The organism is Ruegeria sp. BB6, from assembly GCF_056539385.1.
Window position 1 is genome coordinate 804604 of the sequence record NZ_JBQFUW010000001.1, and the last position, 21509, is coordinate 826112.

Annotated in this window: 21 protein-coding genes; 7 read left to right on the plus strand and 14 right to left on the minus strand. The window is 59.3% G+C overall.

Annotated elements, in window-relative coordinates:
• Position 1: 1 nt before the first annotated feature.
• From ileS to ACR0B7_RS03985, 5 genes are all read right to left on the minus strand, one after another.
• Positions 2–2905, minus strand: coding sequence for an isoleucine--tRNA ligase (gene ileS / locus ACR0B7_RS03965; protein WP_170484494.1), 2904 nt, complete (start codon positions 2903–2905; stop codon positions 2–4).
• A 236-nt stretch (positions 2906–3141) separates the two neighbouring features.
• Positions 3142–3852: a VIT1/CCC1 transporter family protein gene (locus ACR0B7_RS03970; protein WP_170386195.1), complete on the minus strand. Its 711-nt coding sequence runs from the start codon at positions 3850–3852 to the stop codon at positions 3142–3144.
• Positions 3853–3906: 54 nt separating this feature from the next.
• Positions 3907–4896: a YcjF family protein gene (locus tag ACR0B7_RS03975; RefSeq protein ID WP_170484493.1), complete on the minus strand. Its 990-nt coding sequence runs from the start codon at positions 4894–4896 to the stop codon at positions 3907–3909.
• Positions 4889–5344 carry a GNAT family N-acetyltransferase gene (locus tag ACR0B7_RS03980; protein ID WP_170484491.1) on the minus strand — a complete coding sequence of 152 codons (456 nt, stop codon included), beginning with the start codon at positions 5342–5344 and terminating at the stop codon, positions 4889–4891. Before ACR0B7_RS03980 ends, ACR0B7_RS03975 begins: the two co-directional genes overlap by 8 nt.
• Positions 5341–6753: a YcjX family GTP-binding protein gene (locus ACR0B7_RS03985; RefSeq protein ID WP_170484489.1), complete on the minus strand. Its 1413-nt coding sequence runs from the start codon at positions 6751–6753 to the stop codon at positions 5341–5343. The genes ACR0B7_RS03980 and ACR0B7_RS03985 overlap by 4 nt, the downstream gene beginning before the upstream one ends.
• 107 nt (positions 6754–6860) lie before the next feature.
• Between ACR0B7_RS03985 and truA the strand changes: the two genes are divergently transcribed.
• Positions 6861–7637, plus strand: a complete 777-nt coding sequence (gene truA, locus ACR0B7_RS03990; protein WP_170484487.1) for a tRNA pseudouridine(38-40) synthase TruA — start codon at positions 6861–6863, stop codon at positions 7635–7637.
• Here the strand turns inward: truA and ACR0B7_RS03995 are convergent.
• From ACR0B7_RS03995 to ACR0B7_RS04010, 4 genes are all read right to left on the minus strand, one after another.
• A complete protein-coding gene (locus tag ACR0B7_RS03995) occupies positions 7630–8574 on the minus strand; it encodes a HoxN/HupN/NixA family nickel/cobalt transporter (protein ID WP_170570017.1) in 945 nt (314 codons plus the stop codon). The genes truA and ACR0B7_RS03995 overlap by 8 nt on opposite strands.
• Positions 8559–9206: a DUF1007 family protein gene (locus ACR0B7_RS04000; protein ID WP_170576697.1), complete on the minus strand. Its 648-nt coding sequence runs from the start codon at positions 9204–9206 to the stop codon at positions 8559–8561. Before ACR0B7_RS04000 ends, ACR0B7_RS03995 begins: the two co-directional genes overlap by 16 nt.
• 72 nt (positions 9207–9278) lie before the next feature.
• Entirely contained in the window at positions 9279–10085 is an 807-nt protein-coding gene (locus ACR0B7_RS04005; RefSeq protein WP_170484480.1) for a thioesterase family protein, read from the minus strand.
• A gap of 8 nt (positions 10086–10093) precedes the next feature.
• Entirely contained in the window at positions 10094–11329 is a 1236-nt protein-coding gene (locus ACR0B7_RS04010) for an acyl-CoA dehydrogenase family protein (protein WP_170484478.1), read from the minus strand.
• Between the two features lie 127 nt (positions 11330–11456).
• Here ACR0B7_RS04010 and ACR0B7_RS04015 point away from each other — a divergent pair, with 127 nt between their 5' ends.
• Positions 11457–12392: a 2-hydroxyacid dehydrogenase gene (locus ACR0B7_RS04015; RefSeq protein ID WP_170484476.1), complete on the plus strand. Its 936-nt coding sequence runs from the start codon at positions 11457–11459 to the stop codon at positions 12390–12392.
• Between the two features lie 7 nt (positions 12393–12399).
• Here ACR0B7_RS04015 and ACR0B7_RS04020 read toward each other — a convergent pair whose 3' ends face one another.
• On the minus strand, positions 12400–12681 hold the full coding sequence (locus ACR0B7_RS04020) for a hypothetical protein (protein WP_480680945.1): 282 nt from the start codon (positions 12679–12681) through the stop codon (positions 12400–12402).
• Positions 12682–12929: 248 nt separating this feature from the next.
• Between ACR0B7_RS04020 and ACR0B7_RS04025 the strand changes: the two genes are divergently transcribed.
• The 3 genes from ACR0B7_RS04025 (at position 12930) to ACR0B7_RS04035 (ending at position 15217) form a co-directional block, all read left to right on the plus strand.
• Positions 12930–13763: a bifunctional allantoicase/(S)-ureidoglycine aminohydrolase gene (locus ACR0B7_RS04025; RefSeq protein WP_170484472.1), complete on the plus strand. Its 834-nt coding sequence runs from the start codon at positions 12930–12932 to the stop codon at positions 13761–13763.
• An 89-nt stretch (positions 13764–13852) separates the two neighbouring features.
• Entirely contained in the window at positions 13853–14176 is a 324-nt protein-coding gene (locus ACR0B7_RS04030; RefSeq protein ID WP_170484470.1) for a hypothetical protein, read from the plus strand.
• 54 nt (positions 14177–14230) lie between these two features.
• The gene (locus tag ACR0B7_RS04035) at positions 14231–15217 is read left to right on the plus strand and encodes a glyceraldehyde 3-phosphate dehydrogenase NAD-binding domain-containing protein (RefSeq protein ID WP_170484468.1); all 987 of its coding nucleotides are present in this window, start codon (positions 14231–14233) and stop codon (positions 15215–15217) included.
• A 36-nt stretch (positions 15218–15253) separates the two neighbouring features.
• Here the strand turns inward: ACR0B7_RS04035 and ACR0B7_RS04040 are convergent, their stop codons facing one another.
• The 3 genes from ACR0B7_RS04040 to puuE all read right to left on the minus strand — a co-directional run bounded on the left by ACR0B7_RS04040 (position 15254) and on the right by puuE (position 18641).
• Positions 15254–16681: a nucleobase:cation symporter-2 family protein gene (locus ACR0B7_RS04040; RefSeq protein WP_170484466.1), complete on the minus strand. Its 1428-nt coding sequence runs from the start codon at positions 16679–16681 to the stop codon at positions 15254–15256.
• Positions 16682–16743: 62 nt separating this feature from the next.
• Positions 16744–17226, minus strand: coding sequence for an ureidoglycolate lyase (locus ACR0B7_RS04045; RefSeq protein WP_170576698.1), 483 nt, complete (start codon positions 17224–17226; stop codon positions 16744–16746).
• Positions 17223–18641 carry an allantoinase PuuE gene (puuE, locus tag ACR0B7_RS04050; RefSeq protein ID WP_170484462.1) on the minus strand — a complete coding sequence of 473 codons (1419 nt, stop codon included), beginning with the start codon at positions 18639–18641 and terminating at the stop codon, positions 17223–17225. The genes ACR0B7_RS04045 and puuE overlap by 4 nt, the downstream gene beginning before the upstream one ends.
• A gap of 209 nt (positions 18642–18850) precedes the next feature.
• Here puuE and uraH point away from each other — a divergent pair, with 209 nt between their 5' ends.
• Entirely contained in the window at positions 18851–19207 is a 357-nt protein-coding gene (uraH, locus tag ACR0B7_RS04055) for a hydroxyisourate hydrolase (protein ID WP_170484460.1), read from the plus strand.
• Between the two features lie 4 nt (positions 19208–19211).
• Here uraH and ACR0B7_RS04060 read toward each other — a convergent pair whose 3' ends face one another.
• Positions 19212–20126 (minus strand): LysR family transcriptional regulator, encoded by a 915-nt coding sequence (locus ACR0B7_RS04060; protein ID WP_170414214.1) that lies wholly within the window; start codon positions 20124–20126, stop codon positions 19212–19214.
• A 96-nt stretch (positions 20127–20222) separates the two neighbouring features.
• On the opposite strand from ACR0B7_RS04060, the gene ACR0B7_RS04065 reads away from it, so the two are divergent.
• Positions 20223–21446 carry a urate hydroxylase PuuD gene (locus ACR0B7_RS04065; RefSeq protein WP_170484457.1) on the plus strand — a complete coding sequence of 408 codons (1224 nt, stop codon included), beginning with the start codon at positions 20223–20225 and terminating at the stop codon, positions 21444–21446.
• The last annotated feature ends 63 nt before the right edge of the window (positions 21447–21509 follow it).

Consider the following 21509-nt stretch of genomic DNA (forward strand, 5'->3'; position numbering starts at 1 on the left):
CTTATCCCAACGCCTCGTTGCAGCGCCCACACACGCCGTCATGCGCATGGCGCCCCACATCCGGCAGGATTTTCCAGCAGCGTTGGCATTTTTCGCCTTCGGCTTTTTCAAACACCACTGCAACACCTTCGATCTCTGGCACACGGAACGCCTCGGCCGGGGCCGGATCACCGGTGACGGTCAGGCCCGAGGTGATGCACAGATCATCCACGTCGAAGGTCGCCAGCAGATCCCGCACCTCGGTGTCTTCGACATGCACGATCGGTGCGGCCTCAAGACTTGAGCCGATGACTTTCTCCTGACGTTGAATCTCCAGTGCGGCAGTCACGGCGCGGCGGACGCGGCGGATTTTGGCCATGCTGGATTCAAGATCAGCATCGCGCCAGTCGGCAGGCGTATCCGGGAAATCCACCTGATGGACCGAGCTGTCATCGCCCGGGAAACGCTCCAGCCAGACCTCTTCCATGGTGAACACCAAAACCGGTGCCAGCCACGTGGTCAGACGGTGGAACAGGATGTCCAGAACCGTGCGCGCAGCGCGGCGGCGCAGGTTGTCACCATCGCAATACAGCGCATCCTTGCGCACATCGAAATAGAACGAGGACAGATCGACCGTGGCAAAGGTGAACACGGCGCTGAACACACCCTGGAAGTCAAACGCGGCATAGCCCTTGCGCACCTGTTCATCCAGCTCGGCCAGACGGCTCAGCACCCAACGTTCCAGTCGCGGCATATCTTCGGGTGCGACCCGATCTGCCTCGGTGAAATCTGCCAGTGAGCCCAGCATGAACCGCATGGTATTGCGCAGGCGGCGATAGCTGTCGGCGGTGCCTTTCAGAATCTCCGGCCCGATCCGCTGGTCGGCGGTATAATCGGTCTGAGCCACCCACAGGCGCAGGATATCCGCGCCATATTGCTTCACGACCTCCTCCGGTACGATGGTATTGCCCAGTGATTTGGACATCTTGTTGCCCTTGGCATCCAGAGTGAACCCGTGCGTCACCACATTGCGATAGGGTGCGCGGCCCTTAGTGCCGCAAGCCTGCAGCATCGACGAATGGAACCACCCGCGGTGCTGGTCCGTGCCTTCCATATAGACGTCGGCGATGCCGTCCTCGGTGCCATCCTCGCGGTCACGCAGAACGAAGGCGTGGGTCGAGCCTGAGTCGAACCACACATCCAGGACGTCGAACACCTGATCATAGTCATCGGGGTTGGCGATGCCGTCCAGCATCTGTTCCTTGAACCCGTCGGTGTACCAGATATCCGCGCCATCCTTCTCGAACGCCGCCTTGATGCGAGCGTTGAGATCGTCATTGCGCAGCAGGTAATCCGCGTCGGTGGGCAGAGCGCCCTTCTTGGTAAAGCAGGTCAGCGGCACGCCCCAGGCGCGCTGGCGCGACAGAACCCAATCCGGGCGGGCCTCGATCATGGAATACAGACGATTGCGACCGGTCTGCGGGGTCCATTTGACCAGCTCGTCGATGGACCGCAACGCGCGTTCACGGATGGTATCGCCCATCTCGCCCATGCCATCGTCCAGCTTGCGGTCCACGGATGCAAACCACTGCGGCGTATTGCGATAGATGATCGGAGCCTTGGAACGCCACGAATGCGGATAGCTGTGCTTGATCTTGCCACGCGCCAGCAACCCGCCAACCTCGACCAACTTGTCGATGACGGCCTTGTTCGCGTCACCCTCACCACCCTTGCGGGACAGGATGTATTTGCCGCCAAAGAACGGCAGATCGGCGCGGAAGCTTCCATCGTCCATCACGTTATAGGTGATGACCTGCTCGAGCATCCCCAAGTCGCGGTACAGCTCGAATTCTTCCATCCCGTGCGAGGGCGCGCAGTGGACGAAGCCCGTGCCTTCGGTATCGGTCACGAACTCGGCTGCGCGGAAGTCGCGGATGTCGTCCCATTCGCCATTGCCGCCCTCGGCCCCGGCCAGCGGGTGGGTCAGTTGGACCCCTTCCAGCTCATCAGTGGTCACGTCACGCAAGCGGGTCCACTGGTCGTCGTTCAGGCGCGCACGACCCAGAACGTCGGCGGCCAGATTATCGGCCAGCAGGAACTTGTCACCCACATTGGCCCAGCATTCGTCGGGCGCGCCTGTGACTTCGTAAAGGCCATACGAGATGTCCTTGCCGTAGACCACGGCCTTGTTTGACGGGATCGTCCACGGGGTCGTCGTCCAGATCACGACAAACGCATCATCCAGATCGCCCGCATTCACGACCTTGAACTTCACCCAGATGGTGAAGCTTTCCTTGTCGTGATACTCAACCTCGGCCTCGGCCAAGGCGGTTTTTTCGATGGGCGACCACATCACGGGCTTCGACCCCTGATAGAGCGTGCCGTTCATCAGGAACTTCATGAACTCGTCGGCGATCACGGCCTCGGCGTGATAGTCCATTGTGATGTAGGGATCGGCCCAGTTGCCGGTGATACCCAGACGTTTGAACTCTTCCCGCTGGATGTCGATCCAGCCCTCGGCGAATTTGCGGCATTCCTGACGGAAGTCCACGACGTTCACCTCATCCTTGTTCTTGCCCTTCTTGCGGTACTGTTCCTCGATCTTCCATTCGATGGGCAGGCCGTGGCAGTCCCAGCCGGGCACGTAACGCGCGTCATGGCCCATCATCTGATGGCTCCGCACGATCATGTCCTTGATGGTCTTATTCAGCGCGTGGCCGATATGCAGGTGACCGTTCGCGTACGGAGGGCCATCGTGCAGCGTAAAGGGCGTGCGGCCTTTTTTCTCGCGCAGACGGTCATAGACGCCGATTTTCTCCCAACGCTCCAGCCATGCGGGTTCACGCTTGGGCAGGCCAGCGCGCATGGGGAAATCGGTTTTGGGCAGGTTCAGCGTATCTTTGTAATCAGGTGTTTCGGCGCACATTGGGGGCGTCCTTTGGATGATCTGGTCGTCGTGTGGATCGAAGCGGTCGGTGCGAAGTCTCAAACACCTTTGCCCGGCGTCTCAGGATATCAGAGCGCCGGGGATATAATTCGGATAATGATGGCCATCCGGTCATACATGGCGGCGCTTATAGGACGCCCGCATCGGATGGTCCAGAGGTTCCGCCCCCTGCGGCGAATGGCGCGGGTTGCCTTGCCTGTCGATACACCAGCCCCCTATGGGTGGAACAACGACCCCACAAGATACGCGATCAACGCGGCCGCACCGCCAATCAGCAGCGTTTCGATCCCTGACCGCCACCAAGGGGCCAGCGACCAGCGACTTTTCAACGCGCCGATCGCAAAAAACACACCCATCGTCATCCAGACAGACACCGTGAAAGCGTTCTCGACGGATAGCAAAAACGGCAAGAGCGGAATCATCCCTGCAACCAGAAAGGCCATGAATGTCGCCATCGCAGCTTTGAAAGGGTTCGGATCAACAGAGCCGAGGCCATATTCGCCCTCGATCATAAGATTTATCCAGTTTTCATGGTTGGCTGTGATCGCATCGGTCGCCTCGTCCAGCACGCGCCCCGAAAGTCCCTTTTGCGCCAGAATTTCACGGACTTCTTGACGCTCACCGTCAGGGTAAAGGCTGATATGGCGTTCCTCGATCACACGGATGCGGCGGATGTTGTCCAACTCGGCCTTGGTGCCCGAATAATTTCCCGCAGCCATTGAGAAACCGTCTGCCAATACGTTGGCCAAGCCCAGCGCGACAATGACAAACGGAGATAAACCCGCTCCGGCCACGCCAGCCACGATTGCAAATGTAGTCACCGACCCATCAATGCCGCCGTAGACCACATCGCGCAGCACCCCCCGACCCGGAGGAGCATTGATCCGTTCCGCTATTTCCTGATGGCTGTGTCCGTGCTCGGTCATGGCTGGCTCCGGCGCTGTTATGCAGGCCAGCAGACAGGAATACCTTGCGTTAGGTCAAGTCTTGGAAAACAACCCCGTCAAAGCCCGTTGAACCATCGCTCGGGTCGATGGCTTGTGTTGATCCGAGAATGGCAACGGCCGGCAGACTTCCATCGCTGCGACGCCGACGCGGGCACTTAGTGCGCCGTTTACCAACCCCTCGCCAAAACGACGGGACAGTTTGCTAAGGACCGAGCCACCCAGAACCGGCTCTAGCAGATCGTCGCCGACTGCCACCGCGCCAGTGGCCACCAGATGCACGAACACAGCGCGCGTTAGCCGCCATCCCCCAAGAAAACCTGCCCGACCCCCGTAGATTTCAGCAATACGCCGGATCATCCGAAGCGACGCGGCCAACGCCGTTACAACATCCGCCAAAGCCAACGGAACCAGAGCCGTCACGGTCGCAACCTGACGCGCTGCGGCCTCGACCTCGCGGCTGGCAGCAGCATCCAGCGGGGCAAGCAGTTCGTCCTCGGCCAGTGTCAAAAGGCCCGACGCGTCGAATTGTTCGTTCATACGCTCGCTCAGGCGATCACGGCCCCATTTCGTTTCGTCACGGCCCTTGTAGAAATTGATCAGTTTCTCGGCAACGTCGCGGGACTTTTTCAAATCTTCGTCGGCCAGCGCTTCGTCAGCAGCCCGGCGCAGGCCATCAATGCGCGACAACCGGCCAATCGCGGCCAGCTCGCGAACGGCGATAAGCAGCGCGACGAAAACCAGCGCGCCAAACAGCCCCGTTACGACCCAACCCAGAACAGGTGAGCGCAGCAAAAGTGACGTGGCAAAATCCCAGGCGGCGATGGAAACGACAGCACCAACCGCTGCGATTGCCAAACCCCAGAACCACCGGGACAAGACCGAGGGCTTTCTGGCCGCCAATCTGACCGCCGTTTGCATGGCCTGCCCCTGCACTGGCGCGACATCCGGAACCGGCGGCGCAGTAGACACGTCAACCGAAGGCTCTTCGGCATCGAGATCAAAAACAACCGGACCTTTAGCCATCGACAGCCTCGCTTCTTTTCCAGACGTATTTGATGTCCGGCAGGTTTTCGTCGTTATCCGCCCCGTCGCTTCGGGCGACTTCGGCAAACCCGTTACGTTCATAAAACCGACACGCCCGCAGGTTTAGCTGAAACGCAAATAGGGACAGTTCGGCCCGCTTGGACTTGGCGTCGTCCAACAGACGTTGTCCGATCCCACGCCCCCGGGCCTTGGGTGCCAGATACAGGGAATGAACTTCGCATTGGTTCAACGCCAGAAAACCCACGATGCCCTCATCGGTTTCCGCAACGGTTACCCAGTCCTGATCAATCATACGACCGCAAAAGGCTATGGTCTCGGCGCGCGAATGCAATTCCGGCATCCAGTCATGCTCGAGCGCGAAACCATGCAGGATTTCACCGGTCGCACCGGCGTCCGTGCTGCGGGCTGGACGCAGGATCACGGTCATAGGCGATCTCCTATGAGGAACTGCGCGGCCCTATCCAAACGGATATGGGGCGGACCATCCCCCGGTCGCAAAGACAGTTGGGCTGGCTCAAATGCCATGAAACCATAGTCGGCGTCCAACCATGCACCTGCGCCGTCACGGGCCGGCCCCAACAGGCGGGCCGGGTCTTCGGGCAACTCACCGGGATAGAAGGCCGCGTGTTTTCCATCGGGCAACGTACCGCGCACACATGGAAGGTCTGCCCCCTGATGGGACCGGATTTCTTCCGTCGTCGCGCGTAGCGCAGCCAGTGACAAAGCCGCCGTTTGCGCACCGGCAAAACTCGCCCGATCGCGGGCGTCGCGTGTTAGCGCCTCCATGATATTGGTCAGGCGGGGGTGCTGTAGGTGATGCAGGTGATCGGCTTTGGTCGCGGCAAAAAGGATACGCTCGACCCGTTTCCCCAGAAGAAGCTGGCTCAGCCACGCATTGCGGCCAGGCCGGAAGGCCGACAGGATATCCGCCATCGCGCGGCGCATATCTTCAACCGCCTGCGGACCCTTGTGGATTGCGCCCAGCGCGTCCACCAAAACGACCTGACGATCAATTCGCGAGAAATGGTCGCGAAAAAACGGCTTTACGACCTGAGATTTATAGGCCGCGTACCGACGGGCCATCTCGTGGTGAAAGCTGCGCCGCTGGGCTTTGCCATCAACGGGCAACGGCGCAAAAGTCAGAACCGGAGACCCCGACAAATCGCCGGGCAACAGGAACCGCCCGGGCGTGCAGTCATAGTATCCTGCGTCGCGCGCCGCGTTCAGGTAATCCGAAAAGGCCTTGGCAAGCGACAGCGCGGTGGGTTCGTCATGCTCGGCCTCAGGCTCTGCGGCCTTGGCCAGCGCCAGAAACGCGTCGGCCTCGGCGCGACCCGCGATGCGGTTCAGCGTCTCGGTCGACCACTCCTCATAAGACTTGTCCAATAGGGCAAGGTCCAAAAGCCACTCGCCCGGATAATCCACGATATCCAGATGAACCGTTCGCGGCCCTTGTAGCCCAGACAGCAGACCGGCGGGGCGCACCTTGAACGACAGGCGCAGCTCCGACACCGCACGGGTGCTGTCCGGCCAATGTGGTTGCGGTCCGGTCAGGGCCGCCAGATGGGTTTCATAGTCGAACCGAGGCACTGTGTCGTCAGGTTGCGGCTGAAGATAGGCGGCGTTGATCCGACCCTCGCGCTGGGCCACCAGACCGGTCATGCGGCCCCGGTCCTGCAAATTGGCAACCAGCGAAGTGATGAACACCGTTTTGCCCGACCGCGCCAATCCGGTGACGCCCAGACGGATAACCGGCTCGAACAGGGCTTCGGACACGCTGTCGCCGACACTCTCAAGGCCGCGCACCAGACTGTCTGACAGGGAAGAGATGACCAAATTGTCGCCCCGCTTTTTTCGTTTCTCTCAAAATAGGTAGCACGGACCTGACATACCAGCGCTTTCCCGCTCTTGCCCGTTGCGGTGCGGCGCGTTACCAGCAGCCCATGCCAAGATACGCACTGAAAGTCGAATACCAAGGGGAGCCGTTCGCCGGATGGCAGCGGCAAAAAGAGCTGCCTTCCGTTCAGGGGGCAATCGAACAGGCGTTGTCGCGTATCCAGCCCGGTGCGCACACGATTGCCGCCGCCGGCCGGACGGATGCCGGGGTGCACGCGCTGGGTCAGGTTGCCCATTGCGACCTGACCAAGGAATGGGACCCGTTCCGCCTGTCAGAAGCGTTGAACTATCACCTGAAACCGCAGCCCGTAGCGATCATGAAAGCCGCACGGGTCGAGGATGACTGGCACGCCCGATTTTCCGCTGTGGAACGTCAGTATCTGTTTCGCATCCTGATGCGCCGCGCGCCCGCAACCCATGACGCCGGGCAGGTTTGGCAGATCAACCACAGGCTGGATGTGGATGCCATGCAAGCAGGCGCAGACATGCTGATCGGCCGCCATGACTTTACGACGTTCCGATCCTCGATCTGTCAGGCTGCCAGCCCGGTCAAAACTCTGGACGAATTGCGCGTTGAACAGGTTCAGGGCTTTTCCGGCCCCGAAATCCACTTTCACGTCCGCGCACGGTCTTTCCTGCACAATCAGGTGCGCAGCTTTGTCGGCACGCTGGAACGTGTTGGCGCGGGGGCATGGACACCCGAAGATGTGCGTGTCGCCCTGCAAGCGGCTGACCGCGCGGCTTGTGGTCCGGTATGCCCACCGCAGGGGCTCTATCTGGCGCGGGTCGGCTACCCTCAACCGGTTTTTAACGAGCTCACATAGCGCGCAACAACAATCCGCTGGCAATAACGGCAATCATCAGCCCCGCAACCAGTTCGATGGTCGGGGCCAGCACTTGCGCGAACCGTGTGGCCGAGGCCGAGGCCAGCAATCCACCGCGCAGACCCAGTGAGGTCCAGCCGACCAGAGTCGTGACCATCGCCGTTCCCAGTGCCATTGCAAACGCCCCTGCGATCCCCACCATCGCGATGCCCATCTGCCACGTCAGGATCAGCACAAACAAAGCGCCAGTGCAGGGCCGTGCCGCGATACCGGCGATCAGGATCAGCGCCTCGCGCAGGTTACCGACATTGGCCACCTCCTCGGCGGTGGGGCCGTGGCGATGGCCGCAATCCGAACAGACTTCGCCGTCATGGTGATGATGGGCGTGATGGTGGTCGCCGTGGTCGTGATGATGGTGACTGTGATGGGATGTCTGGGACTTGTGCCGCCTTGCAAAGCTCCGCAAGGCTCGGAATACCAGCCACAACCCGATTGCAGCGATGGCGCCATAGCTTATAGGCGCCATGACCTGCTCGGTCGTTCCCACAAGGCTTTCCCGTGACATCTGGAACACCAGAACACCTGCATAGACAAGAACGATGGCAGTCACGGCCTGCCCCAGACTCGACAACACGCTGATCGCCGACAAGCGCCAGAATGCGACGCGGCGACCCAGACCGTACCCTCCGATTAACACCTTGCCGTGCCCCGGACCGATGGCATGGAAAAACCCATAGGCGAAACAAACGGTCAGCAAGGTCGCGACAGCCTCGGGCTGTTCGGCACGGGCGGCCCTCAAAGAGCGGGCGATCTGGTTCTGGAAAGCGCGCTGCTCACCGGCCGCCCAAGCAGCAAGCTGGTCGAAGCCCCCGCTGCCCCAGAACCAAAGCAACAAACCAATGGCCAGAGCGACCGGTACAATCAGGTATTTGGACATGAAATACGGATCTCGGTCGCAAAGTTTTCGCCGACGAGCGGGATATCATTTTCTTCAAGGTCGTAGTCGGCGTCCAAGGTGCGCAGGAACGCCTGCATCTGAGCCAACTGCCCGTCAATATCCGGTTCGATCCGGTCAATCTGGCAGGACTGCGACCCGGACACGGTAACGGGACGCGTTACTTCGTAGGCGGTGTAATAGGTTTCATCAAAGGCTTTGGCCGTCAGGTTTGCCGCTGATACCGCTGCGCCCTCAACCGCCCTGAGATGGGTCGTGACGATACGGCCATCCTCGGTCGTGGCTGACGCCTCGGACGGGCCGGACAAGGCAACTTGTGTGCCATCTGCCCACACTATGAGATCGCCGTTATACCCCTCGACCCACTGCGCATCGAAACCCGCAAGAAAACTTTCCTCGGCAGGGGTCAGAACGCCGTCCGCATCCTGATCCAGCTTCATATCCTCAAGAACCAAAAGAGAATAAAACTCATCATAAGCCCAGGTGACGCGCACATGTGTCAGATTGCCGGTGTCATCCAAGATGAACTCCAGCCCCGTGTCGATAAAGACGTGAGGGTGGGTCAATGCCGGGATCGGCACCATACAAGCCAAAAGAGTTACAAACCAACGCATGAGCAGAAGATAGGATGCCCGCCCCCGTCGGGCAATGCGTTTCGCAACAAGCACGCGGATTCCGACCATCAATCAGGTGGGCGGAAACAGGATCAGCGTTTGCAACGCCGCGCCAATCGGACCTTCCGTGTCATACAGCACCGCCTGAGACATTCCGATTCCTGAAGGCTGCCAGTGGCAGACGGAATCAGAAGCAAGCCAATCCGACACAGGTTCACGATGAATCTGCACGGTCAGATCCGTATTCATAAACCCCATCTCAGTCGTCGGCGCGTTCCAAGAAATCCCGTTGGCGCAATCGGCCAAGGGGCAAAGCGCCTGAATCGGGGACTGAGCTTCCCCCGGCAGCAACGACGGGGTGCGCATCCAGATCGCCTTGGGGCCCGGCCCCGGGGTGCTGTTTTTCGGATAGAGAACCTCGGAATAGTGGGCGAAACCGGTCAGCTTGTGGCGCGTCTCGCCAATCGGGAAGAGGCCGGACACCGCCCCCTCCAGTTCAGGTGGGTCCATAGACACATTCGGAACCGCGCCCAAGTCCCGGCGAACCAGATGCATAGTTGTCGCCTTGGCACACAAGGTATCGTCCAGATCATGCACTGTGACACGTGTCGTTGCCATGGTCTTCGTGTGACGCTCGGTCTCTGCTGCCACGCGCAGCCCGGACAGCGGCATCGGGCGCAACATGTCAATCGTCAGCCGGGTCAGCATCTTGTCTGGCCCGACCTCAGTTTCTGCGGCGCGCGCAACAAGCCCGGTGACCGGCCCGGCGTGACAATGGTCAGCAGACCAAGGACCGCGCGCCGCTTCGTTGCCGACAAATACTCCGTCCGAGCGAAGTTGAAAAAACGCCTCTTGGCTCAGGTCGCGATCGCCGTCCATTCCTGTCTTCACACCTTTTCCTGAGTGTATTTTTTCAACTCGGTACGTGCGACCTGACGGCGGTGCACCGCGTCCGGCCCGTCTGCCAAACGCAGCGTCCGCACATGTGTCCAGGCCGAGGCAAGCGGAGTGTCCTGACTGACGCCCTGCCCGCCGAACATCTGCACGGCCTCGTCGATCACCTTCAACGCGACCCGAGGCGCCACGACCTTGATCTGGCTGATCCAGGGCGCTGCTGCGCGCGCGTCGCCCTGATCCATGTACCATGCGGCCTTCAGGCACAGAAGGCGCGCCATCTCAATTTCCATCCGGCATTCGGCGATGATGTCGAAATTTGCACCCAACTGCGCCAGCTTCTTGCCGAATGCCTCGCGCTGCAGCGCCCGCTTGCACATTTTCTCCAACGCGATTTCGGCTTGCCCGACTGCCCGCATACAGTGGTGTATACGACCCGGCCCGAGACGGCCCTGCGCGATCTCAAACCCGCGCCCTTCGCCCAGCAAGATATTCTCTGCCGGAACCCGTACGTTGGTAAACCGGATATGCATGTGCCCGTGTGGGGCGTCGTCGTGACCGTAAACCTCCATCGGGCGCAGGATTTCAATTCCAGGCGTGTTGGCGGGAACAACAATCATGGACTGACGCTGGTGAACCGGCAGTTCATCTCCGCCGGTTTTCACCATCACAATATAGACCTTGCAACGCGGATCCCCTGCGCCTGACGACCACCATTTTTCGCCATTCAGAACATAGCTGTCGCCATCCAACTTGCAGGACATGGCGATATTCGTCGCGTCCGAAGACGCCACCTCGGGTTCAGTCATCAGGTAGGCAGATCGGATTTCGCCTTCCAACAACGGCTTGAGCCATTCCTGTTTCATCGCGTCCGATCCGTAACGCTCGAACACTTCCATGTTGCCAGTGTCAGGGGCCGAGCAGTTGAACACCTCTGCGCCCAAAGGCGTCTTTCCCATTTCCTCGGCGAAATAAGCATATTCAACAGTGGACAGACCAAACCCCTTGTCGCTGTCTGTCAGCCAAAAATTCCACAGACCGGCAGCCTTGGCCTTTGCTTTCAAGCCTTCAAGGATTTCAGCCTGCCGCTCTGTGTACTGCCAACGGTCCCCCTTACCGATTTCCGCGTGATACTCCTCCTCCAGTGGCATGATCTCATCGCGGATCATGTCTTTGACACGCTGCAACAGCTCGTTGTTCTCATCCCGCAGGCCGAATGACATATTCATGGGTTTTCTTCCTCCGACCCGGTGTCCGGGCTTTACCTTTGAACCGAGAATGACTTAGCTGCCGTCACGATGTCCAGTTGGGTGACGATACGTCACCTGAAACAAATAGCTACAAATGGAGGGCCAAATGGCGTTGTTGATCGAAACAGGGCTGTCCGACTGGATAAGCGACAGCGACATTGCCCGCGAAATCCGGGAATTGCACCCCGGTCTGGACGTGAGGACTCGGGACTCAATCGGTGACGCCAGCGACATCACGATGATCGCCGTCGTCGGATTGAAAGATGATCAGCATCAACAACTTCCGAACCTGCAACTTGTTCAAAAACTGGGTGCCGGGGTGGAGACGATTGTTGGCAATCCGAACCTGCCCGACCACATTCGCGTCGCACGTCTGAAACCGGATGCTCCAGCGCAGGGCATTGCCGAGTGGTTTGTGACTTATATCCTGCACCAACAGCGACACGTCTCATTTCACGAGGCGTCCCAGCGCAACGCTGAATGGCTGCCCAAGGCACCGGTTTATACACCCGAGAAAACTGTCGGGGTTCTGGGCTTGGGACATATCGGTGCGCGTAGCGCTCTGATGCTGCGTGCGATCGGGTTTAACGTCATGGGCTGGAGCCGCTCACCCAAACAACTTGATGGAGTGACGTGCCTGCATGGAGATGCGGCCTTGCCCGAACTGTTGGGCCAATGCGACCATGTCTGTGCGATCTTGCCGTCGACCCCACAGACCATCGGATTGTTCGATGCCAAAATGTTGGCGACCATGAAGCCGGGCAGCCAACTGCTGAACGCTGGTCGGGGTGATCTGATTGACGAAACGGCGCTGATCTCGGCTTTGGACAAGGGCACGCCGGGACACGCGGTTCTCGACGTTACATGCACGGAGCCATTGCCAGCGGATAGCCCGCTATGGGCCCACCCGAACGTGATGATCACCCCGCATGTTTCGGGTTGGCATTTAGGAGAAGCACTAGGGGATGTGGCCGAGAATTTTCAACGTCTGACGGGCGGTAAACCCCTGCTGCATGAAGTGGACCGCATGCGCGGGTATTGATCTTTTGTCAGGGCGTCAGAATCCAGGCACCGCTTGCGTCCTGACACCTGCGGGTTCTGACCTCACGCGTCTGGTCCGTACCTTCGGGTTGGATGAAGTGTTGAAAGTGCACGCAATTGTCACGCACGTCGCGGACACGGATGGTTCCCTTTGACCCCGAGTCCTGATTGGACCAATTGCGTTCTGTGCCCACCGAAGGCGCACCATTTGCCAGCATCGAATCCGCTGTCGCATTCACCACATTGAAGTCTGCCGGGCTCAGCCCCATTTCCGCGATGATTCTCGACAATGGTTTCGCGTGAACGGCAGTTCCCGCACATACAATTGTTGCAAAGACCAATGCTGTGAACGCATGAGGTTTCATAAACACCTCGCCTTTCTGAAATGACTTCGCCAATCAGACTATACCGCCTGCAATGGGCGGCCAAGTCCCCTTGCGACCTTCAAATAATCCCGAACAAACCTATTGCGACTCTGCCGCTAGAGGCGAAAGTGCAATCCCACCATAGTGCCCGAAACACGAGTGAGAGGCACGAAATGGCACAGCCAACATATTATGCGCCAACCGGCGGTCATCCCGGTCAGGATCAGCTTTTGACCGACCGCGCCATGTTCACCGACGCATATGCCGTGATCCCGAAGGGCACGATGCGGGACATCGTAACCAGCTATTTGCCGTTCTGGGAAAACACCCGCCTTTGGGTTCTGTCCCGCCCCCTCAGCGGTTTTGCCGAGACGTTCTCTCAGTACATCATGGAGGTGCAGCCCGGCGGCGGCAGCGACCGGCCCGAAACAGACGCAAACGCACAGGGTGTTCTGTTCGTGGTCGAAGGGGCCGTTACATTGACCTTGAACGGGGCTGTCCACGTCCTTGAAACCGGCGGGTACGCCTATATTCCGGCCGGATCGGACTGGACCCTGCACAACCGCGCCGATGAAACCGCGCGATTCCATTGGGTTCGCAAGGCCTACGAAGCTGTCCCCGGCCTGCCGGCCCCAGACCCGATCATCACGAATGAGCGCGACGTTGCGCCGATCCCCATGCCCGGAACCGAAGGACGCTGGGCCACAACCCGGTTCGCGGACCCTCAGGACCTGCGCCACGACATGCACGTCAACATCGTGACGTTTGAGCCCGGCGGCGTCATCCCGTTTGCTGAAACACATGTCATGGAACATGGCTTGTATGTACTAGAGGGCAAAGCCGTCTACCGGTTGAATCAGGACTGGGTCGAGGTCGAGGCAGGCGATTACATGTGGCTACGCGCCTTCTGCCCTCAGGCCTGTTACGCCGGTGGACCGGGCAGATTCCGCTATCTGCTTTACAAGGACGTGAACCGGCACATGCCGCTGTCTTTAACCAAACGTTGATGGCAAATCGGCTTTTTCCCGCGCGGGGCTTCACAGAAGCGCTTGAATCTGGTGAAATAACACCTGTTTTTAGCACTGGAGATTGTTCAATGGTACTGCGCGGATCAATGCTGGCACTGGCGGCAACAGTTGGCCTGACTGCTTTTCAGGCAACCCCTGTTGTCGCCAAGGAAGAAACCAAACAGGTTTTCGTCATGAGCCGCACCTGGGCGGTGACGCAGATATCGGATACGCCGGTCGTGTATCGCGCGACGCGGGATAACAACAATCTGAACCCCTTTGGCCCGCCACCGCGCCTGCGTACGCTTCAGGCCGCTGCCGCGATTCAGCAGGCCACGGGATGCAGACCGATTATCGGCAGCATGTATCAGAACATCTCGGGGCAGTTCTTCTCGCAAGTCAGCTGCAACTGACCCCGGGATCAAACGGGCATTGAGGTCGGCGCAACGCGCTGCCATAGCTTGCGCATGAAACTCGCGATTAACGGATTCGGTCGGATCGGCCGCACGATCCTGCGGCAGCTTCTGGCAAAGCCGCAGGACAACGACGTTGAGCTGGTGCTGATCAACGATATCGCACCGCTTGAGACCTGCGCCTATCTGTTCAAATACGACAGCACGTTTGGCCCCTACCCCGGCACGGTTACGCAAGGTGATGCAGAACTGGTGGTAGACGGGCGCGCGATCACGGTCACGCACAGTTCGGACTTGTCACAGGTGGACTTGACCGGCGTAGATGTCCTGATGGACTGTACCGGAGTTGCCAGAACCTCGGACGTGGCAAGTCAGGGTCTAACTGCAGGGGCAAGCAAGGTGCTGATCTCTGGCCCTTCCCCCGCAACTGAGGTCACGATTGTTCTGGGCGCGAACGAAGATCAACTGGGCACGGCTCGGATCGTATCGAACGCGTCCTGCACGACCAACGGGCTTGCGCCCTTGGTCAAGGTTCTGGATCAGATCGGGGGCGTGGCCTCGGCGCATATGACCACGATCCATTGCTATACCAACAGCCAGCCGATGGTTGACGCGCCGCGCGGCGATCTGGCCCGGTCTCGCGCGGGGGCATTGTCAATGGTGCCGACCACCACAAGCGCCACGCATCTGATTGACGAGGTGTTGCCCCACCTTGCAGGTCGCATTTCCGGTGCTGCGGTTCGGGTTCCGACGGCCAGTGTTTCGGCGGTTGATCTGGTTGTGACTCTGGCACGGGGCATGACACCCAAGGCGTTCGATGCAGAATTGCGCGCGGCGGTGTCATCCTCGCCAGTCTTAGGCTGGACGGACGAGCCGCTGGTCTCGTCCGACCTGCGCACGCGCCCCGAGTCTCTGGTCATCGCTGGCCCCGAAACACGTCAGATCGGCGAAAACCAAGTCCGTGTTTTCGGGTGGTATGACAACGAATGGGGCTTTTCAGCCCGGATGCTGGACGTGGCGCACTTAATGGCCCGAGGATGAGCGGACCGCAGAACGCTGCGATCCGCTTTCTTTTGACTATTCGCCCGGCAAACTGCCCGACCCATGCCCGGACATCCCGCCCGAGACTTCCTCGGTCGCCTCATCCGCCAGTTCGTGCGGCAGGATCAGGTTCAGGACGATAGCGATCAGCGCCGCAGGCAGTAGGCCGCTTTTCATCAGGATGCCCAGCGTGTCAGGCAGGTGCTGAACCGCGTTGGGCTCAAGCTGCAAGCCAAATCCGATCGACAGTGAGATCGCAAAGATCACCATGTTGCGCCGGTTCCAGTCCACGTCAGACAGCATCGAAACACCGGCAGCGACGACCATCCCGAACATGACAATCACGCCACCGCCCAGCACTTCGATGGGGACGGTACGGATGATCGCCCCAACCTTGGGCACAAGACCGCACAGGATCAGGAACAGCGCGCCAATCGTGACGACGCTGCGGCTCATGACACCGGTCATGGCGATCAGCCCGACATTCTGGCTGAAGGAGGTATTCGGCAGACCGCCAAACACGCCAGCCAAGGCTGATCCGAAACCGTCCGCATAGGTGGCCCCGGCGATTTCCTTGTCTGTGGCTTCGCGCCCTGCCCCACCCTTGGTGACACCAGACACATCGCCCACCGTTTCAATCGCCGACACAAAGGCCATCAGGCAGAAACCGATGATCGCCGCGAACGAGAACTCGAACCCATATTTGAATGGCACCGGCAACGCGAAGGAGGCCGCGCGATCCCAACTTGTGCCGATCGCCTCGAACGTGACCATCCCGACCATCAGGGCGTATGCGTAGCCAGCAACGAGGCCAATCAGGACGGCCGACACAGACAGCATCCCACGCGTGAAGAACTTCAGCGCCAGCGTCACGATGATCACGACCAGAGCCGCCGACCAATTCAGGGCCGACCCATATTCTGGCGTCCCAATGGCCGGAACACCTCCGGCTGCGTACTGGATACCGACTTTGACCAGCGCCAGACCGATCATTGTCACCACCAACCCGGTGACTAATGGCGGCAGCGCAAAGCGGATTTTGCCAATCACCGTGCCCAGCAAAGCGTGGAACAAACCGCCCACGATCACCCCGCCGAACAAAGCCGCCAGACCATCGACACCTTTGCCCGCGACCAGCGGGATCATGATGGGAAGAAAGGCAAAACTGGTGCCCTGCACGATCGGAAGCGCGGCACCGACTGGCCCCAGCGTGACTGTCTGCAACAGCGTCGCGACACCGGCAAACAGCATCGACATTTGGATGAGGTACAGCAATTCAGGAAAGTCCGGCGAGTTGGACCCAAAGCCGAAACCCGCCGCCCCAGCAACGATGATCGCGGGGGTAACGTTGGATACGAACATCGCCAAGACGTGCTGGATGCCCAGCGGAACCGCCTTGTGCAAAGCTGGGGTATAGTTCGGGTCCCGAAGCTGTTCGAGGGTCCCTATTGAAGTGTCAGCCATGAGTTACTGTCCTCTCTGTCAGGTTCACGGGGGTCCTGCCGCTTATCCTGCGGCTTCAACGGTCACGACACGACTTCGTAGGGCGTGTCGAACCAAAATTCCTCAAGGTTGGCGCCAGTGCCGATCCGATCGACAACCGCGAACAGGCCGGGGCCGTGCAGTGGTGTCAGAACGCCGTGCCACGTGCCCTTGCAATAGTTCACGGCCTGCCCCGGAGAGGTAATGAACGCCACCGGTTCGCCCGGCTTGCCGTTCTCGTCCGGGGCAACGATGACCAGAAAAGGCTGATGAGTCATGGGGATGAAGGCCTGACTGCCATCGGGATGCCGCTCTACCAGATCCAACTGATATGGCAGGGCGCGCGGGTTGGCGTTGAACAGGCTGATCCCAGCACGGCCGTCCGAAAAATCCAGCGCGGCGCGATCATGGAACCGGCCGCACTGACCCTGATTAATGATCTTGTCCGGGTCGCCTGCGACCTCGATCACATCCCCAAAAGGCGCGAATGCAGCGGGTGTCAAAGGGGTTGCCGTAATCCGCTTCATGAAGGCAGAACGTCCTGCAACCGGAACTCGGCGATACGTTCGACCTGACGACAGGCTTCGGCGAATTCCGTGTCTCGATCCTGTTCGATCCGGCGCTGGAACGCATCCAGAATCGAAGCCTTGTTGTGGTCGCGCACCGCAATGATGAAGGGAAATCCGAATTTCTGCGTATAGCGCGTGTTCAGATCCGTGAAAGCGTCGCGTTCGGCATCCGTCAGCGCGTCCAATCCGGCCGATGCCTGCTCGGATGTACTTTCCTGCGTCAACCGCTTGGCCTGTGCCAGTTTGCCCGCAAGGTCCGGGTGCGCCGTCAAGACGCCCAGCCGCTCTGGTTCCGAGGCGGATCGGAACATGCGAGCCAGAGCATTGTGCAAGCCACCCGCCGTATCGTGGGCCGGCCCCAGTTCCAACTCGTAGGCACGTTCAGCGATCCAGGCAGAGTGCTCGAAAATCCCGCCATAGGCTGCAACAAAAGCGTCCCGGTCCATCTCAGACGGTTTGGCCCGCGAAACAGGAGGATGCTGCTCCGCCCAATGCTCGGCGATTTGCTGGCGGGTCGCGAACCAAACATCCGAATGCCCCTGCGCATAATCCAAGAACCGCTTCAGGGCCATGACCCGACCCGGACGACCGATCAAACGGCAATGCAGCCCGATCGACAGCATCTTGGGTGCACCCGCTTCGCCTTCGGCATAAAGCGCATCGAAACTGTCCTTGAGATACGCATAGAATTGATCGCCCGAGTTGAACCCCTGCGGCGTGGCAAAACGCATATCATTGCAATCCAGCGTGTAAGGTACGATCAACTGGTCCCGCCCACCGGTATTCATCCAGTACGGCAGATCGTCAGCATAGGTGTCAGCCACGTAGGAAAAGCCGCCTTCTTCGGCGGCCAGCCGCACGGTGTTTTCGGAACAGCGCCCTGTATACCACCCCACCGGGCGTTCACCGACAACCTCGGTGTGCAGACGGATCGCCTCGGCTATCTGGGCGCGCTCTTCGTCCTCGGGCATGTCTTTATGTTCAACCCATTTGAGGCCGTGGCTTGCGATTTCCCAGCCTGCGGATTTCATCGCGGCCACCTGATCCGGCGACCGGGCCAAGGCCGTTGCGACACCGTAAACGGTGATCGGCAAGTCCTTCATCAGCCGGTGCAAGCGCCAGAACCCGGCACGCGATCCGTATTCATAGATCGACTCCATGTTCCAATGGCGCTGTCCCGGCCACTGGGCGGCTCCGACGATCTCGGACAGGAACGCCTCGGACGCGGCGTCTCCGTGCAACACACAGTTCTCGCCGCCTTCTTCGTAGTTCAGCACGATCTGAACCGCCAGTTTCGCCCCACCCGGCCATTTGGCGTCTGGTGGGTTGGCTCCGTATCCGATCATGTCGCGGGGATAACGAGGGGGCTGCATGATGTCTTCCGTCTTGTCTTTGTCACATTACCTACGCTTTACCGCAGAAACGTAGAGATGATTATCAAATCAATCCGAACGCTGTTTCCATTTCTTTCGGCATTCCCAAAGTTTCGGAATTCAAACCAGACTGTGTCAAACAAAACATGTGCGCTATGTGTGATAAGCAACAGCAAACCAATGAGACGATTAGAAATTAGGAGATTCCCGTGACAGGTTATCTGACCACCCATGTTCTGGACACCGCGCGCGGCTGCCCGGCAGAAGGGCTGAAAATTGCGCTGTACGAAATCACGGGAGGGAACCGAAGCAAACTGACCGAGACCGAAACCAACGAGGACGGGCGCACAAACAGCCCGATCCTGCCGAAAGAAGACTTCAAGACCGGCACATATGAACTGGTTTTCTTCGCCGGTGACTATCTACGTGCAACCGGCCAGTCCGCAGAAGAACCGCTGTTTCTGGACGAAGTTCCCATTCGGTTCGGTATGTCCGATGCCGAAGCGCACTACCACGTGCCGCTGTTGCTGTCGCCCTACGGGTATTCAACCTATCGCGGCAGTTGAGGGATCAAACCTCTGAATTGCGGACAACGTCCCCGATCCGGGCAATCATGAAGTCCATGAACAACCGCGCCTTTGGGTCCTGATGCCTGCGGTGCGTATAAAGACACGCCATCTGGACCGAAACCGGCGGCGTGTCTGTGGCAACGGGTACAAGACGCCCGGCCTTCAGGTGATCCGCGACCTCAAAGACGGGCTTCATTGCAATACCCTGCCCTGACAGCGCCCAATCCGTCAGAACGTCCCCGTCGTCACATTCAAACCGACCTGTTACAGCAAAGCGCTTTGGGCCTTCGGGCGTATCCAGCAGCCATTGAAACTCTGTAGCTCCCGGAAACCGTAGTTTCAGACATTCGTGCTTTTCCGAAATCAGGTCGGCTCCGGCTTTTGGCATACCGCGGCTTTTTACATAGTCCGGGGCTGCGCAAAGCACCCGCTGACAATCCGCGATCTTTCGGATGCGGAGGGTGCTGTCTTCCGGTTGACCTATGAAAAACGCAAGATCTAGCCCTTCGGTCGTCAGGTCAACGGATCGGTCTGTCAGGCGCAACCGAACGTCGATCTCGGGGTATTCCTCAAGGAAGTCAGGTACATGCGGTGCAAGCAGCCTGCGCCCGACACCCAGCGGCGCCGCGACGAACAGCGATCCGCGCGGCGCTTCGGTCAGGTGAACCACCTGCGCCTCGGCCTCGTCAACCGCATCCAGAACCGCCACCGCGCCGGGATAAAACGCCCGCCCCTGCTCGGTCGGGCTGAGGTTGCGCGTCGTGCGCTGGAACAGCCGGACACCCAGATGATCCTCAAGCTGGGAAATCCGCGCCGACGTCACCGCAGGCGAAATGCGCAGGTCCCGACCAGCGGCAGACATGCTGCCCAGATCATAGACCCTGACGAAGGTTCGGATATTGTCGAGATAGGACATCTTTTCGTTTTTTTTGATACAGTTTGACAATATACGGGAATACCGAAGAAAAGCCTGTTTGCCTAGTGTGGCGGCAATCAATCGGAGAGACCTTTCATGTACGACTTCGCCGTGTTCTGGGACTGGATGGCATTTGCCGTGCGATGGCTGCACGTTATCACCGCAATCGCCTGGATCGGATCATCCTTTTATTTCATTGCGTTGGACCTTGGTCTGAACCGCAACATCCCCGGACCAGCGGATGGTGAGGAATGGCAGGTCCACGGCGGCGGTTTCTACCACATCCAGAAATATCTGGTCGCGCCCGAGCGGATGCCCGATCACCTGACCTGGTTCAAATGGGAAAGCTACGCGACCTGGCTCAGCGGTGCGGCCCTTTTGATGATCGTCTATTGGGTCGGCGGAGAGCTTTATCTGGTGGACGCGGAAAAGGCTGATCTTGCCTTGTGGCAGGGCATTTTGATCTCGGCCGCATCGCTGACTGTCGGCTGGCTGATCTACGATTTTCTCTGCAAATCGGGTCTGGGTGAACGGCCAACCCTGCTGATGGTTCTGCTTTTCGTACTGCTGGTGGCCATGGGCTGGGGCTACAACCAGATTTTCACAGGCCGTGCGATGATGCTGCACCTGGGCGCATTCACGGCGACGATCATGACCGCGAACGTGTTCTTCATCATCATGCCGAACCAGCGCATCGTTGTGGACGACCTGAAAAACGGCCGCACTCCGGACCCGAAATACGGCAAAATTGCCAAGCTGCGTTCGACCCACAACAACTATCTGACGCTGCCGGTCGTGTTCCTGATGCTGTCGAACCACTATCCGCTGGCCTTTGCGACGGAATACAACTGGATCATCGCTGCTTTGGTCTTTCTGATGGGCGTCACGATCCGCCACTACTTCAACACGCGCCATGCCCGCGCTGGTGATCCCACGTGGACCTGGCTGGTCACTGCCTTGCTGTTCATCGCGATTATGTGGCTGTCCACCGCACCGATGTACAAACCACTGGAGGAGGCCGAGACACAGCCCCTTACGCCGTATGAGCAGAAGTTTGCGGCTGCAGATGGATTTGAAGAAGCTCATGACATCGTTTTGGGCCGATGCTCGATGTGTCATGCCCGTGAGCCGGTGTGGGAGGGTATCCTTTGGGCACCCAAAGGCGTTTTGCTGGAAACCGAAGGTGACATCGCCCGCAACGCAAAGCAAATTTACCTGCAGGCGGGTGTCAGCCACGCCATGCCACCTGCAAATGTCACGTATATGGAGCCAGAGGACCGCGAAGCCATCATCCGGTGGTTCCGCAACGTGGATTCCTAAAGCCGGGACTGGTCGAACACACAAACTGCTAATTCTACGGCTTTTCCAAATAAACTTCTTCCC